Here is a 15,730-nt window from a genome sequence, read left to right as displayed (position 1 = left end):
TACAGGGTCCATAGCAATTGATGGGCCATTTCCAACCATTTGAAATCATTGGTACCGCACGCGAAAATCGAGCAACGGCCAGCAAGTTTCTGCCTGAGTTAGCCGCACTTCTGGCAAGATTTTGCCAGCACGACTACCAATTCCCCCGCGCCTGTGGGCGCGTACCACCTCCGGGATATGCAGGAGGCTCGACGCGATCTTCATCTACGCCCCGAGAGACTTTACCCCTTGATGCCGGTCGAAGCGATGCTGGCAATAAAGAAGCGTCGCAGGAGCAGGTAAGAAGTGAAGACGGAGCTTGTTCAAAAGCACTGCAGCCGAGAGATACCAGGCCGGCCACAGGCAAGATCGGCTCTCCCGCAAAATTCTGTTAGCTCTCGCTTGTATAAGTAATAGCCTGATTGGCGAAACTGCCCTTCACTGCAACCATGAGGGGCAGGGACGAGGAGACAGCCGACGAAATGACGCCTCCCGACGACGGGAATGGCGCTGTGAGGAGTTTTGTCTTCACAACCGCCGGCGCCGACGATCCCCTTGGCGCATGGCGAACGGTCCTCGATTTGCTCTTCGAATGTGTTCCGCCGCCGCGGTCGGCGGCGATTTCCTTCAATGCCAGCCTCGTCGTGCACCACTTCGGGACATTCCTGCTGTGCAGGAGCAATGCCAGCGGCGGACGCTATCACCGCAGCCGGCACAAGCTCGCCGGCGACGACCTCGACCATATCGTCGTCTCCTGCCTGCTGAGCGGAGGAATTGCCCTCGGCCACCCGGCAGTCAAACGACTTCGCCCGGGCGACGTTTCGATCGTCGATCTCTCCGCACCGCTCGCCTTTGCGGTGACGAACGCGGACGTGCTGCATCTCGTCCTGCCGAAATGGGCGCTCCCCGCTTCGATCGCGGCCGAACAGCCCGCCTCACCTCGCATCCTGCTTGGCGGAAGCGCCATGGGCATATTCGTGCGCGGTATGCTGGAAGCGCTGGCGGCTGCCGCCCGTCACTTCGCTGGCGGAGAGGTGGTGGCGCTTTCCGGAGCAGTCCCGGAATTGCTGGCATCATGTCTCGGCGCGATGGCGCCGGTGTCCCCTGCCGGTGGGAGAGCAAGCCTCGGACAGCGATTGCGGCGCCATATCGAGGAGAACCTTCCACGCGACGATCTGACCCCGGCATCCATCGCACGCGAACTCGGCGTCTCCCGTACCCAACTTTACAGACACTTCGATAAAGTTGGCGGAGTGAATACCTACATTCGCCGCAGGCGTCTCCGCCGCGGCCTGGCCGCCCTTTGCGATCCTCGCCACGCCGATCGTCGGATCGGTGAAATCGCCTACGACGCCGGCTTCGCCGACGAGGCTCATTTCAGCCGGCTCTTTCGACAGAGATTCGGAATGTCTCCGCGGGAGGCTCGTGCCTCCGCCCGCACCGGCAGTCATCCCGGTGTCTCACCGGCGTCCCCCGCCGGTCCATCCCTCTCCGACTGGCTGCTTGCACTTATCAGCGGTTGAAATTCGGGACGCACGTCCAAGTTTCCGGGACATCCGCCCAAGGACAACCGGAAGGAATGGCCATAGGCTATCCACACATAAAACGAGAAACCCGAAGGAAGTTGCAGTCAGCCCATCAGCCCCCGTTCGCCGAAAGGAGACCGAAAATGTCGACACAGGTGGCCAGTTCCGACTCCAGCATCGCCGCTAACGACCCACCCGCGACCGGGGCCATTTCCTTCCAGTTGACCGCGACGAACGCATCGAGCGTTCCCGGCTCCGTCTATTTCAACGTCTTTCCGCCGGCGCTCAAGAATCTCCCCGCGAACGCACAAGTGATCACCGCGCTCGTGTCCCCCGCAACGACCAATACATCCCCGCCGGTGGACATCACCTGGAACGGCGGAGCCGGGGCGTTGAGCATGCTCGTGCTCGCTGCGGATGCGGATCCGGCAGGTGCGGAGAGGACACCGGTCGCGCTCGGCGATAACGTCGCCGTGGCCTGGGCGAACGGAGCGTTCACGATCACGCCCTCGCCCGGCGGACCCGAAGGTGTCCTCACCGTGACCTTCGCTCCGGGCATTCCCGTGGGCGGTTCGGTGGGTCTTGTCGTAGGCCCTGCCCCGATCCTCGTGCCGATCCCCGTCAGCCTCTCGCCTTTGACGCTCGAACCAGATTTCTCGCCCGCCGTCACGGTGATGTTCGGCACCGCTTTCCAATTGCCGGCACCCGCCATCTCGGACGAGAGCCAGGCACAGACCGTCACTTTCAAGACGGATGCGACGAGCACGAGCCCGACGGCGACCGCGGCCATCACCGTCGGCCTCGACAACCAGATCGTCGAGACCGGTTGACAGCGAACCAGCTTGCCCGGCGCCCGCCTCCTGCCGGGCGGATCCTCGCCACTCCCGATTCTCCGCCTGATCCGTGGGCGGCGAGGCAACGGCCGGTATCGTTTCAGCCCCCGAGGCGATACCGGCTCCTTCAAACCGGGGGATGTTCCTCGAAGAAAGGCAAAGCCAATGACCACCTACTCTCTGACGTGCGTCAACAACTCCCAGCTTTCCGGAAGCTTCGCCGTGTTCCAGAAGGCACCGCCGATGACCATTCCGGGCAATGTGTTCTCGCTCGCCTGGTTTGCCCGCCCGACCGCTCCGAAAAGCAAGGTGACCTTCACCTGGAATCTCGAGTACAGCTTCGTCTGGTCTGAAACCGGGGTACTCCAGCCGGGGATCAACTTCTCGGCGTCGCAGACCATGCCGGCAGATCCGAACGGCCAGAACCTGATCCAGCTGACGCAGGACACCTACGGTGCGACGACCTTTGCGAACCCGAACGCCAGTGGAGCCATCGGTTCCCTGACCATTCAGCAGCTCCCGAATGTCGCGCCGAACCGGACCTCCGTCGGCGTCGGCATGTCCGGTTCGGGCACATTCGCCGTGCAGGCAGCACCAAACATGACGGCCGTGTTCACGCCTCACCCGAACTACTGGGTCATCTTCGGCAATTTCGTGACCGGGGATGTCATCGACATCGAGGATGTCACCAATGCCGTCGAAGTCACCTATGGCGGCGCCCTGACGACGCGGAGTGCCGCTCTCGGCATCGACAACCTGATCACCGTCTCCTGACGCCCTGGGGCGGCGCTCCTCCCCGCCGTCGGTCAAACTAGACGCCAGGAGAGGCGATGCCGGGGGCACCCCTCGGCATCGCCGGCAACGAGGCCGCAGAGCGGCCAATAGATCCGGCAACGAACGCGTCCGACATAACGGGCCGTCCTGAACCGGAAACCGGGACGATCTGAAGACGTCCCCACAACACCCACAGACACGGCCCTCTCGACGCGGGCCTCCACATCGAAAGCCGGCGAGAGGCCTCGCCGGTCAACGCTCCTCGCATGGTGCTGGGAGCGCTCGTCCCCCTGTTGCAGAAAGGAATGCAGTCATGAAAACCAGCAGACTTCGTTTCCGCCGCCGTCTCGCCGTCATCTTTGCCGCACTTGCGGCACTCGGGCTCGTCAGTCCCGCGATGGCCTACTCGGTCTACCGCGCCGTCAATGCGGATGCGACGACCGGCGCCGTCACATGGAACGCCGCGAACTTCGGTGTGAGCGGCAATCCCCCGACCCTCTCCTTCTTCTATTTCGCAAGCGACACCGCAGCCCGGGCCGGAATGGCAACCGCGCAGTGCTTCGTGAAGGTCGACCTTCCGAACACGAACGCTCCGGTACAGGGCGACCACGATAACGTCGGGAACGCAGCTATTCACTTTGTGGCCAACCCGGCCGACCAGCCGTTGCCGTTTCCCTGGCAGATCGATTTCGACGATGTCCCGCCCGGCCACTGGAGCATCCCGAAAGCCCAGATCACGGCCGCAGCGGCGAACAATGCGGCCAGCCGGGTTGCTGCTGCCGGGTTTCACGCCCTCGCGACGACCGGTGGATCGGGCGTGACGATCGTCAACGGAACGCTCGGCAATTGCGGACCGTGACATCGTGCCGGTAGAATTGCATTGAACGGAACAAGGATGAATGCCCTCGCCGTCGGGCCTTCGGCCCGGCGGCTCTTTCCAAAGGAGCGTGCAAGACATGGCCGTACTGCATCACGCCTTTCGTTGCCCCGTCACACCGGCCTTCGAAGAGACGGTCCGCGAGGTATTGTCGGCATGGGATGCCGGCGACCATGAGAAACTCTCCGCAATGGCGCTGCGTCGCCTGCCCCGGATCGCGGAACGCGAGGATATCCAGGCGGCGTTTCGCCTCGATCCGGACGGGGCGATGCCATCCTGGCTGCAGCCGGAATTCGTGAGCCCCGGGCTCGCTGCCTTGGTCCTGCTTGCCGACAGTTTCGTGCCGATACCGTCCCTCAGCGCCGGCAAGGACACGAACCACTACCTGCTTACAACGCATTTACCAGTGCTCGGCTGGAACGCGAGAGAGGTGCAACTTCTCGTCCGCGGTGATCCGATCGAGGTCATGCTCGCCCGGTATTCGAGCGCTCCCCAGGAGCTCGTCGCAAGCAAGTTTCGCGAGACAGGCGGCTGGACGGACGGAACCGTGGCAAGGACACTCGGGGACTTGCTCGCCCGTCTTGCGGCGACAGTCGATTCCGGCGCCTCGCCGGCGGTTCGGGAGAGCTGGAACGCTCTTCGTCACAGTGGTGCAATCGACGATGCGCGTGCGATGCTCGCAGCGGTCGAGGACACCGACTGGCTCGTGACCAGCGTTACCCACTAGCGCATGTGACGATGCAGCCGGCAGGATAATCCGCCCGATCGCGCAAGATCTCCGTTGGATCGCTCTCGCCTGAAGTTGGTCAGGCCCAAGAACTGCTCGCAAGCATCCCTGCGGGAAAAGACATCCGGGCGACATGCACGAAAGGGCTGCGGGCCTGCTCGACCCGCACCGCCCCCTACCTAGGCCGCAGCGATGCAAGCCGCGGCATCTTGGTGCTTCCGGTACCGGATCAGTTCCTCGATCGTGATGATCGGGAGATCATGGAGTTTGCAGAACGCCTTGAGTTCGGGCAGGCGCGCCATGGTGCCATCATCATTTGCGACCTCGCAGATCACTCCGGACGGATTCTTGCCCACCAGGCGCGCAAGGTCGACCGCGGCCTCGGTATGACCGGGGCGGCCAAGGACGCCTTTCGGGTGGGCGCGTAGCGGAAAAATGTGTCCCGGCCGGGCAAAGTCCTCAGGCGCCGACGTCTCGTCCATCAGTGCACGCACCGTTGCGGCACGGTCGGCGGCCGAAATTCCCGTCGTCGTTCCGTGGACATAGTCGACCGAGACGGTGAACGCTGTCTTGAGATACTCCGTGTTGTGCGGGACCATCAGCGGGATGCGAAGAGCGTCCAGCCGTTCCCCTTCCATGGCAACGCAGATCAGGCCGCGCGCATGCTTCATCATGAATGCGATAACCTCAGGCGTCACGTGATCGGAAGCGACGATAATGTCGCCTTCATTCTCGCGGTCCTCGTCGTCGACGACCACGACCATTCCGCCCCGCGCAAAGCTATCCAATGCGTCTTCAATTTTCGAAAGTGTCATTTCAATGCCTTTCAAGGGTAACCGCGTGAGCGGCCAAACCACGACCTTCCGGCCGCCATCCATCCCTTGGGCGAACACAGCACACACGTCTCCCCATCGGGGAGGCGCCATGGCCGATGTTCTCTTTCATCCGGACTGTGACCGTCGGCTCCGGCATCGCACCGGATCTGCTGCCTTTCACCGGAGTGAAAGCGCTCGCGGGCTCCCGGCAAAGCCGGATACCGCCGGTGGGGAATTTCGCCCCGCCCTGAGAACCCTTTGAAAATAGGCGCAAGACCACAGCGATTTCAAGTGCAAAGGAACCGGTGGCGGCAATTGGTCGGCGAATGTCGCGTTTGCCTTTCTTAATCGTCGCGCACAGAAAACGGCACGGTGCTCGAGAACACCGTGCCGTATTCGATGAAAGCCGATATTGACCGGCAGACGCTACCAGCAGCAGAAACCACCGTCGACGAGAAGGTCGACACCGGTGACGAAACTGGCCGCACCGGAAAGCAGGAAGACGGCGGGCCCAACCATCTCGTCAACCGTCGCCATGCGCTGCATCGGGGTCTGCTCTTCGAACAGTTTCGTCTGGTGCACCATCTCGGGCCGCGTGTTCATCGGCGTGGCGGTGTAACCGGGGCTGATCGTGTTGACGCGGATACCGCGCCCGACCCATTCCATGGCCATCGACTTCGACAAGTGGATAACGCCCGCCTTCGAAGCGTTGTAGTGGCACTGGTTCAGCCCACGATTGACGATCACGCCCGACATCGAGGCGATGTTGACGATCGACCCACGTCCGTTCTTCAACATCGCCCGTGCTTCCGCCTGGCAGGAGAGAAAGACCCCCTTCAGGTTGATGTCCATCATCGTCTGGAACTGGCTCTCCTCCATCTCCTCCGCCGGGTTGGCATTGGCAATGCCGGCGGCATTGACCGCGAGCGTGAGAGGGCCGAGCTCGGCCTCGGTCCGGGCGACCGCCTCGTTGAGCGCGACGGCCTGGGTCACGTCGGCCGCAATCCGGATGCTGCGGCGGCCCGTTCCGGCTATGAACTCCGCCGTCCGCGCCAGCCCGTCATCGGTCCGACGGTCAAGCAGCGCGACGTCGGCGCCGCACTGGGCCAGGCCCATGGCGATACGCTGACCGATCCCGCTGCCCGCCCCCGTCACCAGCGCGACATTGCCGCCGAGGTCGAACAGTTTCGGTGCATTCAGTGTGATGTCCGGCATGACATTCTTTCCTTCTTCAAATCGTCGCCAGTTCCATGACCGAGACGTCGTTCGCGTCCTTGCGATCCAGAATACCGGCCTGCTTGCCTTGCGCCATGACCATGATGCGATTGGAGACGCCCAGCACCTCTTCGAGGTCCGAGCTGACGACGATCACCGCCACACCCTCTCGAGCCAGGTCCATGATCATGTCATAGATAGAAGAGCGCGCGCCGACATCGATGCCGCGGGTCGGTTCGTCCAGCACCACCACCTTGGGCTTGCGCGCGAGCCATTTCGCCAGCACGACCTTCTGCTGGTTGCCGCCCGACAACTCGCCGGCGTCCTGCCTTCCGCTGCCCTTGACGCCGAACTTGCGGATGTAAACCTCGGCGAATTGGCCAAGGCGACGCGAGGTCAGCCAGCCACCGCGGGAGATTTCCTGCAGGTTGGCATAGCCGATGTTTTCCTGGATGGAATGTTCGAGGACCAGTCCTTGCAGCTTGCGGTCCTCCGGAACCAGGACAATGCCTTTCCTGATCGCCTCGCCCGGCGAGCGCGGCGTCACGACATCGCCGTCGAGGAGCACCTCGCCGCTCGCGATCGGGTCTGCACCGGTGACCGCACGGACGAGTTCGGTGCGCCCGGCACCGACGAGGCCCGCAATTCCGAAGACTTCGCCCCGCTTTACCGAGAAGCTGATGTTGTTGAAGGTCCCGGCCGGCGCGCAGAGATCGCGTACCTCCAGCATCACCTCATTCTGCGGTGCGGGAACCGCCGGGAACATCCGCTCCAGCGAGCGGCCGACCATGGCTTCGACGATGGTGCGGACCGGAACGTCGCCGCTGTCGAACTCCTGCACCTTTGCGCCGTCGCGCATCACCACGATGCGATCGGCGATCTGGCGAATTTCTTCCAGCCGGTGGGAGATATAGATGATACCGACCCCGTCGGCCTTGAGGCGCTCGATTTGTCGAAACAGTAGCTGTGTCTCTTCGCCGCCGAGAGCAGCCGTCGGTTCGTCGAGGATCAGAAGCTTCGCGTTGAGCGTCATCGCCTTCGCGATCTCGATCAGCTGCTGCTTGGCGGTCGAAAGACCTTCCACCCGCCGGCGCGGAGAGATGTCGAGCCCGAGGCGCTGGAGGCCAGCATGGGCACGTTCTTCCATCGCCTGCCGGTCCACGCGACCGCCCTTCATCAGGTAACGTCCGACAAAGACGTTCTCCGCGATCGACAGTTGCGGCAGGAGCTTCAGTTCCTGATGGATCATGCCGACGCCCGCGTCCATCGCGGCGCGTGGATTGGCCGGGGCGTAAGGCGCCCCGAGCCATGTCATGTCACCGGCCGTCGCCTCGACGGCCCCGGAGATGATCCTCGACAAGGTCGATTTTCCGGCTCCGTTCTCGCCGAGCAACGCCACGACCTCCCCGGACCGGACATCGAGATCGATGCCGTGCAGCACTTCCATCGAGCCGTAGACCTTGCGGATCTTCCGGAGAGAAAGGATGGGTGCGGTGTCCTTGGCGGTCATGGCGCTCTCTTCCGATCGGAATCAGGGATGCTCGGCAACGAACTTCGCGGCATTCTCCGGCGTCGTCAGGAAGCCCGGCAGCAGCTGTTCGGCCGGGAGCTTTTCGCCGGCTGCAAGCTTGATCGCGCTGTCGACTGCGAGGCGACCGATGCCGCGAACCTGCTGCGTCGCGGTCGCGTCGAAACCGCCCTGGGCGAGGATCGGCAGGGCCGTCGTGTCGCCGTCGAAGCCGCCGATATAGACGCGCTGGGAGACGCCGGAGACCTTGACCGCCTGGGCGGCGCCGAGAGCGAGACCATCAGCCTGGGCGAAGATCAGCGAAACCTCGGGGTTGGCCTGCAGCAGGTTCTGACCGATGTTCAGGCCTTCGGCCTGCGACCACTGCTCGCTCCACTGTTCGGCGACGAGTTCGACGCCGGCGTTTTCGCCGATCGCCTTCTGGCAGCCCTTGGTACGCTCGACTTCCGGCGTCGTGCCCTTCTGGCCGTGGATCATCAGCATCTTGCCCTTGCCGCCGGCAAGACCGATGATGTGCTTGCAGACTTCGTAGGCCGAGGTGGCGTTGTCAGTCGCGATGAAGGTGTCACCGGGCGCCTCATCAGCATTGCGGTCGACGTTGACGACCGGAATGCCGGCTTCCTTGGCGAGACGGGTCGGCACGGCCGCAGCTGCGGCACCCGCCGGGATGTAGATGAAGGCGTCGATGTCCTGGGTCAGCAGATCCTGGACCTGGCTGATCTGGGTCGCGCTGTCATTCTTGGCGTCGACGGTGATGACCTCGATGCCCTTCTCCTTGGCATAGGCTTCGACACCGATCTTGATCTGGTTGAAGTAGTCCGCCTGCAGGTTCGAGACCGCGAGGCCGATCTTCTTCACCTCTGCGGCCGAAGCGCCGAGCGGGCTGAGCGTCGTGGTTGCCAGTGCAGCGGCAGCCAGAAGGACTGTCTTGAAATTCATGGTAGATCTCCTCCGTTGTTTTCGGGACCTCGCTACCACCGCAGGCCCGATGTTTTGCCTGGCGATTTGCCCGGCGGTGAACTGGCGGCATCGCCGCCAAACTGTGCACGAGGCCGAAGCGTTACCTTCGCTTGACGGCTTCGGCTGCGACTGCAAGCGCGATGACGACGCCAATGACCACCGCCTGCGTGAAGGGCGAGACCCCGAGAAGGTTCAGGCCGTTGCGCAGCACGCCGATGATCAGCACGCCGATGATGGTTCCGGGAACGCCACCCTTGCCGCCGCTGAGACTCGTCCCGCCGATGACGACGGCTGCAATGGTGTCGAGCTCGTAGGAGACGCCGGCGGTCGGCTGCACGGAGTCCAGGCGCATGGCGAGAACCACGCCCGCCAGCCCCGCTAGCAGTCCCGAGATGACATAGACGCCGACGGTGTAGAGCTTGACATTGATGCCGGCGAGCCGCGCAACCTCCTGGTTGCCGCCGATGGCATAGAGAGAGCGGCCGCCCGACGTGTAGCGCAGGTAGAGCCACCCCAAAATGAACACCACCAGCATCACGGCCACGGTGAGGGTGAGAAAGCCGCCGTAACGGGTGTAAGCCAGAAGGCTGAACCAGGACGGAAAGCCGACGATCTGTTGCCCGTCGGTGATCATGTTGGCGAGACCACGCGCCACGGACATCATTGCGAGCGTCGCGATGAACGCCGGCACGCCGAGCGCCGTGATCAGAATGCCCGATATCGCCCCCGTGGCGGCCGCAACAGCCAGCGCCACAAGAATGCCGACAGGCAGCGGCAGGCCGATCTGGTTGGAGAGATACCCCATCACCATCATCGTCAACGCCAGCACGGAGCCGACGGCGAGATCGATTCCGCCGATCAGGATCACCATGGTCATGCCCACCGCCATGATCCCGAGAACGGTGATCTGGTCGAGGACATTGAGCAGATTGCGGACGGACATGAACTTGTCGGTCGCGAAGGAAAGAAAGATGCAAAGCAGGATGAGGCCAACCAGAGGGCCGGTCGCTCCTCTCAATGCCGACAAGGCACTCGAGCCTGCGCTGCGATCTTGGTCTGTCGCTGATACCGACATCCAGCCCTCCCATGCTGCCGCCGACCGGTTTACGTCGGCATAATTATTCATTACTGTCTGTAAATTCGTAACGCACGAATTGTTGGGCTGTCAACTGCCCATCTACGCGGGATCATCAGTTTTATTTCGACGGAAAGGCTTGACAGTCGGAACGCAAGTGCAATTATATGACGTACGGCATATTTATTCACAATGAGGATTTCATGCAGCCGAACGATCTCGACCGCATCGCCAGACAGATACGTCTTCGCGATCTCCAGGCGGTTTACGAAGCGGGCGCCGGCCATATCGGCGGTGAAATGTCTGCTATCGACATTCTGACTGCGCTTTACTTCCAGGTGCTGCGAATTTGGCCCGACCAGCCGAAGCATCCGGATCGGGACCGGTTCGTCCTGTCGAAAGGTCATGTCGCCTTGGCGCTGTACGTGACGCTGGCAAAGCGTGGCTTCATCCCGGAAGACGAGATCTCGACATTCCTGAAGCCCCACTCACGCCTGAACGGGCACCCGAACTGCAACAAGGTTCCCGGCGTCGAGACGAATACCGGACCACTCGGGCACGGTTTGCCCGTCGCTGTCGGCATGGCGAAGGCCGCAAAGCTGACCGGTGCAGCCTATCACACCTACGTGCTGACCGGTGACGGCGAGATGCAGGAAGGCTCCAACTGGGAAGCGATATCGTCCGCGGCCCAGTTCGGCCTCGACAATCTCACCCTGATCATCGACCACAATCGCTTCCAGCAGGGCGCGGCGCTGAAGGACACGAACGACCTCGCCCCCTTCCCGGCCAAGCTCGAAGCCTTCGGGTGGGAGGTGACCGAGATCGACGGCAACAACATCGGTGAGATCGTTCCAGCTCTTCAGCGACGTGGCGAACGCCCGCATTGCATCGTCGCCCACACCAACAAAGGCCACGGAATCTCCTTCATGCAGGACAAGGTCGACTGGCACCACAAGGTGCCGAATGCCGAACAGTACAAGATTGCCATGGCCGAACTTTCGGAGGCGCTGTGATGAACGCCGTGACGTCCCCCAAGCTCCACGATTGTCGCGACGCCTTCGTTTCCGTGCTGGAAAGGCTCGGGGCGGAAAATCCGAAGGTCGTTGCCGTCTGCAACGACTCGGTCGGCTCGTCGAAGCTCGGCGGCTTCAAGTCGAAATGGCCGGAGCGCCTGGTGAATGTGGGCATTGCCGAGCAGAACATGGTGGGCGTCGGCGCCGGTCTCGCGAACGGCGGCCTTCTGCCATTCGTTTGCGGCGCCTCCTGCTTCCTCACCGGCCGCTCGCTGGAACAGGTCAAGGCCGACATCGCCTATTCGAACGCCAACGTGAAGCTGGTCGGCATCTCGTCCGGCATGGCCTATGGCGAGCTCGGCCCGACGCATCACTCCATCGAGGACTTCGCCTGGACGCGCGTGCTGCCGAATCTTCCGGTGATCGCGCCCTGCGACTCGATCGAGACGGCCGCCGCAGTGGAATGGGCGGCAGCTTACGAGGGTCCGGTCTTCCTGCGCCTGTCGCGTGTCGGGGTCCCCGACCTCCTGGCACCGGGCCACCAATTCGAGCTCGGCAAGGCCAACCTCTTGCGCGACGGCGACGCCGTCACGCTGATTGCCAACGGCACCCTCACACACCGCATGATGAAGGCTGCGAACATCCTGGCCGCTGAGGGGATCGAGGCGCGCGTCCTCAACATGGCGACGGTGCGCCCCATCGATGTCGCGGCAGTTGTTGCGGCGGCGCGGGAGACCGGCGCCATCGTCACGGCAGAGGAACATTCGACCTTCGGCGGGCTCGGCTCTGCAATCGCCGAGGTCGTCGTCGCCGAGGTGCCGGTGCCGATGAAAATTCTCGGCGTTCCGGGGATCTTTGCGCCCACCGGCTCGGCCGAATTCCTCCTGGACGAATTCGGCATGTCGCCCGCCGGGATCGTGGACGCGGCAAAGACCCTGATCGCACGGAAGTCTTCACGCATCTGACGATGCGCGTCTAAAATCCGTGCCGGGCGCGGCAGAACACCCCTCTTGCCGCGCCCGCCAACGTCCGTCTGTGGAGACATCATGATCACCGCCATCCTCGCCATCGACCAAGGCACCACGAATTCAAAGGCCGTGCTCGTCTCGACTGAAGGGGAAATTCTGGCGCGCGGATCGGCGCCCGTCGGGATCTCGCACCCGCAACCCGGCTGGGTCGAACAGGACCCCTTGCGGATCTGGCAGTCGGTGCAGGAAGCGATTGCCGAATGCCTCGGCGCCGGGCCTCCGGTCGATGTGCTCGGCATCGCGATTTCCAACCAGCGGGAGTCGGTGACCATCTGGGATGCCGAGACCGGCGAGCCGCTCGGCCCCGTGGTCAGTTGGCAATGCCGCCGCAGCGCACCGGTCTGCACCGACCTGAACGCGGCCGGGCATTCGCACCGCGTCCAGGCGCTCACGGGTCTGCCGATCGACCCGATGTTTCCCGGCCCGAAGATGAAATGGCTGCTCGACCGCGCGCCGGCTGATCGCTCGCTGCGGATCGGGACGATCGACGCGTGGCTGATCCATTGCCTGACCGACGGTGCCGCGCACGCGTGTGATGCGTCCAATGCCGCACGCAGCCAGCTCTACGATCTCAATCGCAATACCTGGAGCGACGAACTGTGCGAGCTCTTCGGCGTGCCGAGAGCGGTCCTGCCGGAGGTGCACGACAGTGCCTCCGACTTCGGCGCAACGCGCAACGTGCCGGGCCTGCGCGACGGAATCCGGATAGCGGCAGCGATCGGCGACAGCCATGCAGCCCTTTTCGGCCACGGGGCCTTCAGCCCCGGCGACGGGAAGGTCACCTTCGGGACCGGCTCGTCGATCATGACGACATTGCCCCGCTTCATCGCGCCCGAGCACGGCATTACGACGACGATCGCCTGGTCGATCAACGGCGAGCCGACCTATGCCTTCGAGGGCAACATTCTGGTCTCTGCCTCGGCCCTGCCGTGGATGACCGAAATCCTCGGCCTTCCCGACGTCCAGGCTCTCGTCGACCTCGCGGCAACGGCAGCGCCCGGCGGGCCCGGCTTCGTCCCGGCCTTCGTCGGTCTCGGCGCACCCTACTGGCAGGCCGACGCCCGGGCGCTCTTTGCTGGCATCACGTTCAACACGACCCGCGCGCAGATGGCCCGCGCGGTGACGGACTCCATGGCCTTTCAGGTGCACGACGTGTTCAGGGCGATGTCGGCACAGTCGCCCGCCCCCCTCGGTCGCCTTTATGCGGACGGAGGGCCCAGCAAGAACACCTTCCTCATGCAATGCGTCGCAGATACGCTCGCCCACGCCATCATCCAGAGTGAAGCGCCGGAGGCGTCGGCGCTTGGAGCCGCCTATCTGGCGGGTCTCTCCCTCGGCGTTTGGCCCGATCTCGACACCATTGCCGCTCTGCCGCGCAGCAGAATCGCGCTTGCCCCGCGAGCCTCCGATGCCGCCGAGCGACTTCGGGTGTGGCAGGACGCAATCTTCCGCTCGACGGTTCCCGCGACTTCAATTATGGGTGAATAAAAATTCACCCCGGAGGGACCATGGGACGCCTGAACGAGTTGCGACTGATCGCCCGCGTTGCACAGATGTATCACGTCGAGGGCAAGCGGCAGGCGGAGATCGCCGATGGCCTGCACATGTCTCAGGCAACCGTCTCCCGGATGCTGAAACGGGCCGAGCTGGAGGGTATCGTCCGGACCACCGTCATTCCGCCGCCGGGCACATTTGCCGATCTCGAAACCGCACTTCGCGAGCGTTACGGCCTGACGGAAGCGATCGTCATCGACTGTTCCGAGGATCGTGACGGCGCCATCATGGCGCGCATCGGCGAGGCCGCGGCACATTTTCTGGAGGTGACCCTCCGGCAGGACGAGATCATCGGCGTCTCGAGCTGGAGCCAGACCATCCTGCGCATGGTCGACAACATTCATCCGCTGAAAAGCGCCAAGGCCAAGTACATCGTGCAGATCCTCGGCGGCATGGGCGATGCATCGGTCCAGACCCATGCCACGCAGCTGACTGCCCGGCTCGCCAAGTTGACGGGTGGCGAACCACGGCTGCTGCTCGTCCAGGGCATCACCTCGTCGCGCGAGGCGAAGCTCGTCATGCTCGCCGACCCGGTCGTGCGCGGCACCATGGACCTGTTCGGGCGGCTGAGCCTCGCGATCATCGGCATCGGTGCGGTCGAGCCTTCGGAACTCCTGGCCCGTTCCGGTAACGTCTTTTCGCGGCAGGAAATGGCGATGCTGCAGGAGGCAGGCGCGGTCGGCGAAATCTCGTTCCGCTTCTACGACCGTGACGGCAAACCGGTCGAGACGCCGCTCAACGAGCGGGTCATCGGCATGTCGCTCGAGGACCTGAGGAAGGCGGACCGCGTGATGGCGGTTGCCGGCGGGGAATCAAAGACCCAGGCGATCGCCGGCGCCTTGAAGATGGGTATCATCGACGTCCTTGTGACGGACAAATTCACGGCAGCGAGGCTGACAGCCTGACCTCCTGGGGACGGACTGCCGGATCGGCTGCAAGCGGAGGAGTGAGACGATGCAGCGTTTTTCCAACCGGTCCGTCTTCGTCACGGGGGGAAACAAGGGGATAGGACTGGGCATCGCCCGGCGCTTCGCTGAAGAAGGCGCGAAGGTCGCCATCGCCGCGATCGAAAAGAACACCACAGACGCCGCGGCGGATCTCGCACGGGAGACCGGGGCGGAGGTCATCGGGCTCGTGCTGGACGTGACCGATGCCGACGCAGTGCGGAAGGCCTATGCGGAGGCTGAGGCAAGGCTCGGGACGCTGTCTGTCTCGGTCCAGAACGCCGGCGTGATCACGATCGCCAAGGTGGAAGACCTCACCGAGCGGGAATGGGACCTCAATCTCGACGTCAACACCAAGGGCGTGTTCCTCTGCTGCCAGGAGGCGATCCGCCGTTTCCGCGCCAGCGGAACAAAGGGGCGGCTCATCAACACCGCCTCCGGCCAGGCACGCCAGGGCTTCATCTATACGCCGCATTATGCAGCCTCGAAATTCGGGGTCGTCGGACTGACCCAGAGCCTCGCGAAGGAGCTGGCCCGCGAGGGGATCACCGTCAATGCCATCTGCCCGGGCATCATCCACACCGAAATGTGGGACTACAACGACCGCGTCTGGGGCAAGATGCTCGGCGACTACGGACCCGGTGAACTGATGGCAGAATGGGTCGAGGGCATTCCGATGGGCCGCGCCGGCACGCCGGCCGAAGTCGGCGCACTCGTCGCCTTTCTCGCCTCCACCGATGCGGCTTACATCACCGGACAGACGATCAACGTCGATGGCGGGCTGATCATGTCGTGAGCGTGTCGCCGGTGGCTGCCGATCTGATCGGCCCATCTCGGCTGAGCCTACCTTCGCATCGGGCGGATCGACGATCCCACGTCGCA

The 15,730-nt window shown here is 63.5% G+C and carries 15 protein-coding genes and 1 riboswitch; of the genes, 10 read left to right on the top strand and 5 right to left on the bottom strand.

The features are described from left to right. Positions 1–461: 461 nt before the first annotated feature. From NHF53_RS15430 to NHF53_RS15410, 5 genes are all read left to right on the top strand, one after another. Positions 462–1,502 carry a helix-turn-helix domain-containing protein gene (locus NHF53_RS15430; RefSeq protein ID WP_252835040.1) on the top strand — a complete coding sequence of 347 codons (1,041 nt, stop codon included), beginning with the start codon at positions 462–464 and terminating at the stop codon, positions 1,500–1,502. Positions 1,503–1,648: 146 nt separating this feature from the next. Continuing rightward, positions 1,649–2,335, top strand: a complete 687-nt coding sequence (locus tag NHF53_RS15425) for a hypothetical protein (protein WP_252835039.1) — start codon at positions 1,649–1,651, stop codon at positions 2,333–2,335. 168 nt (positions 2,336–2,503) lie between these two features. Then, a complete protein-coding gene (locus NHF53_RS15420) occupies positions 2,504–3,112 on the top strand; it encodes a protein rhiA (RefSeq protein ID WP_114363521.1) in 609 nt (202 codons plus the stop codon). Between the two features lie 313 nt (positions 3,113–3,425). Beyond that, positions 3,426–3,971 (top strand): hypothetical protein, encoded by a 546-nt coding sequence (locus NHF53_RS15415; protein WP_252835038.1) that lies wholly within the window; start codon positions 3,426–3,428, stop codon positions 3,969–3,971. 97 nt (positions 3,972–4,068) lie between these two features. Further along, complete coding sequence (locus NHF53_RS15410; RefSeq protein WP_252835037.1) at positions 4,069–4,716, top strand: hypothetical protein; 648 nt, start codon at positions 4,069–4,071, stop codon at positions 4,714–4,716. A 179-nt stretch (positions 4,717–4,895) separates the two neighbouring features. Here NHF53_RS15410 and ribB read toward each other — a convergent pair whose 3' ends face one another. From ribB to NHF53_RS15385, 5 genes are all read right to left on the bottom strand, one after another. Continuing rightward, positions 4,896–5,531 (bottom strand): 3,4-dihydroxy-2-butanone-4-phosphate synthase, encoded by a 636-nt coding sequence (gene ribB, locus NHF53_RS15405; protein WP_252835978.1) that lies wholly within the window; start codon positions 5,529–5,531, stop codon positions 4,896–4,898. Positions 5,532–5,645: 114 nt separating this feature from the next. Continuing rightward, positions 5,646–5,790: riboswitch (FMN riboswitch) on the bottom strand. 167 nt (positions 5,791–5,957) lie between these two features. Next, entirely contained in the window at positions 5,958–6,746 is a 789-nt protein-coding gene (locus NHF53_RS15400; RefSeq protein ID WP_252835036.1) for an SDR family oxidoreductase, read from the bottom strand. A gap of 16 nt (positions 6,747–6,762) precedes the next feature. Continuing rightward, positions 6,763–8,256, bottom strand: a complete 1,494-nt coding sequence (locus NHF53_RS15395) for a sugar ABC transporter ATP-binding protein (RefSeq protein WP_252835035.1) — start codon at positions 8,254–8,256, stop codon at positions 6,763–6,765. Positions 8,257–8,277: 21 nt separating this feature from the next. Beyond that, a complete protein-coding gene (locus NHF53_RS15390; RefSeq protein ID WP_112689555.1) occupies positions 8,278–9,213 on the bottom strand; it encodes a substrate-binding domain-containing protein in 936 nt (311 codons plus the stop codon). A 121-nt stretch (positions 9,214–9,334) separates the two neighbouring features. Continuing rightward, positions 9,335–10,309 carry an ABC transporter permease gene (locus tag NHF53_RS15385; RefSeq protein WP_252835034.1) on the bottom strand — a complete coding sequence of 325 codons (975 nt, stop codon included), beginning with the start codon at positions 10,307–10,309 and terminating at the stop codon, positions 9,335–9,337. A gap of 203 nt (positions 10,310–10,512) precedes the next feature. Here NHF53_RS15385 and NHF53_RS15380 point away from each other — a divergent pair, with 203 nt between their 5' ends. The 5 genes from NHF53_RS15380 to NHF53_RS15360 all read left to right on the top strand — a co-directional run bounded on the left by NHF53_RS15380 (position 10,513) and on the right by NHF53_RS15360 (position 15,644). Next, positions 10,513–11,322 carry a transketolase gene (locus NHF53_RS15380; RefSeq protein WP_252835033.1) on the top strand — a complete coding sequence of 270 codons (810 nt, stop codon included), beginning with the start codon at positions 10,513–10,515 and terminating at the stop codon, positions 11,320–11,322. Beyond that, positions 11,322–12,287, top strand: a complete 966-nt coding sequence (locus NHF53_RS15375) for a transketolase family protein (RefSeq protein ID WP_252835032.1) — start codon at positions 11,322–11,324, stop codon at positions 12,285–12,287. The genes NHF53_RS15380 and NHF53_RS15375 overlap by 1 nt, the downstream gene beginning before the upstream one ends. Positions 12,288–12,368: 81 nt before the next feature. Next, positions 12,369–13,838 carry an FGGY family carbohydrate kinase gene (locus tag NHF53_RS15370; protein ID WP_252835031.1) on the top strand — a complete coding sequence of 490 codons (1,470 nt, stop codon included), beginning with the start codon at positions 12,369–12,371 and terminating at the stop codon, positions 13,836–13,838. 20 nt (positions 13,839–13,858) lie between these two features. Further along, complete coding sequence (locus NHF53_RS15365; RefSeq protein ID WP_114363531.1) at positions 13,859–14,809, top strand: sugar-binding transcriptional regulator; 951 nt, start codon at positions 13,859–13,861, stop codon at positions 14,807–14,809. 49 nt (positions 14,810–14,858) lie between these two features. After that, positions 14,859–15,644, top strand: coding sequence for an SDR family oxidoreductase (locus NHF53_RS15360; protein ID WP_252835030.1), 786 nt, complete (start codon positions 14,859–14,861; stop codon positions 15,642–15,644). The last annotated feature ends 86 nt before the right edge of the window (positions 15,645–15,730 follow it).

Origin of the sequence: Ciceribacter sp. RN22 (genome assembly GCF_024054295.1) — a bacterium.
GTDB lineage: Bacteria > Pseudomonadota > Alphaproteobacteria > Rhizobiales > Rhizobiaceae > Allorhizobium > Allorhizobium lividum.
The sequence above is the reverse complement of the archived record's forward strand: the minus strand, read 5'-3'. Positions and strand labels throughout refer to the sequence as shown.

What these genes read in the sequence shown, in the direction of transcription:
- NHF53_RS15370 (WP_252835031.1), top strand. Translation starts at nt 12,369, where the DNA reads ATGATCACCGCCATCCTCGCCATCGACCAAGGCACCACGAATTCAAAG.
- NHF53_RS15385 (WP_252835034.1), bottom strand. Translation starts at nt 10,309, where the DNA reads ATGTCGGTATCAGCGACAGACCAAGATCGCAGCGCAGGCTCGAGTGCC.
- NHF53_RS15380 (WP_252835033.1), top strand. Translation starts at nt 10,513, where the DNA reads ATGCAGCCGAACGATCTCGACCGCATCGCCAGACAGATACGTCTTCGC.
- NHF53_RS15425 (WP_252835039.1), top strand. Translation starts at nt 1,649, where the DNA reads ATGTCGACACAGGTGGCCAGTTCCGACTCCAGCATCGCCGCTAACGAC.
- NHF53_RS15395 (WP_252835035.1), bottom strand. Translation starts at nt 8,256, where the DNA reads ATGACCGCCAAGGACACCGCACCCATCCTTTCTCTCCGGAAGATCCGC.
- NHF53_RS15400 (WP_252835036.1), bottom strand. Translation starts at nt 6,746, where the DNA reads ATGCCGGACATCACACTGAATGCACCGAAACTGTTCGACCTCGGCGGC.
- ribB (WP_252835978.1), bottom strand. Translation starts at nt 5,531, where the DNA reads ATGACACTTTCGAAAATTGAAGACGCATTGGATAGCTTTGCGCGGGGC.
- NHF53_RS15360 (WP_252835030.1), top strand. Translation starts at nt 14,859, where the DNA reads ATGCAGCGTTTTTCCAACCGGTCCGTCTTCGTCACGGGGGGAAACAAG.
- NHF53_RS15420 (WP_114363521.1), top strand. Translation starts at nt 2,504, where the DNA reads ATGACCACCTACTCTCTGACGTGCGTCAACAACTCCCAGCTTTCCGGA.
- NHF53_RS15390 (WP_112689555.1), bottom strand. Translation starts at nt 9,213, where the DNA reads ATGAATTTCAAGACAGTCCTTCTGGCTGCCGCTGCACTGGCAACCACG.
- NHF53_RS15430 (WP_252835040.1), top strand. Translation starts at nt 462, where the DNA reads ATGACGCCTCCCGACGACGGGAATGGCGCTGTGAGGAGTTTTGTCTTC.
- NHF53_RS15410 (WP_252835037.1), top strand. Translation starts at nt 4,069, where the DNA reads ATGGCCGTACTGCATCACGCCTTTCGTTGCCCCGTCACACCGGCCTTC.
- NHF53_RS15415 (WP_252835038.1), top strand. Translation starts at nt 3,426, where the DNA reads ATGAAAACCAGCAGACTTCGTTTCCGCCGCCGTCTCGCCGTCATCTTT.
- NHF53_RS15375 (WP_252835032.1), top strand. Translation starts at nt 11,322, where the DNA reads ATGAACGCCGTGACGTCCCCCAAGCTCCACGATTGTCGCGACGCCTTC.
- NHF53_RS15365 (WP_114363531.1), top strand. Translation starts at nt 13,859, where the DNA reads ATGGGACGCCTGAACGAGTTGCGACTGATCGCCCGCGTTGCACAGATG.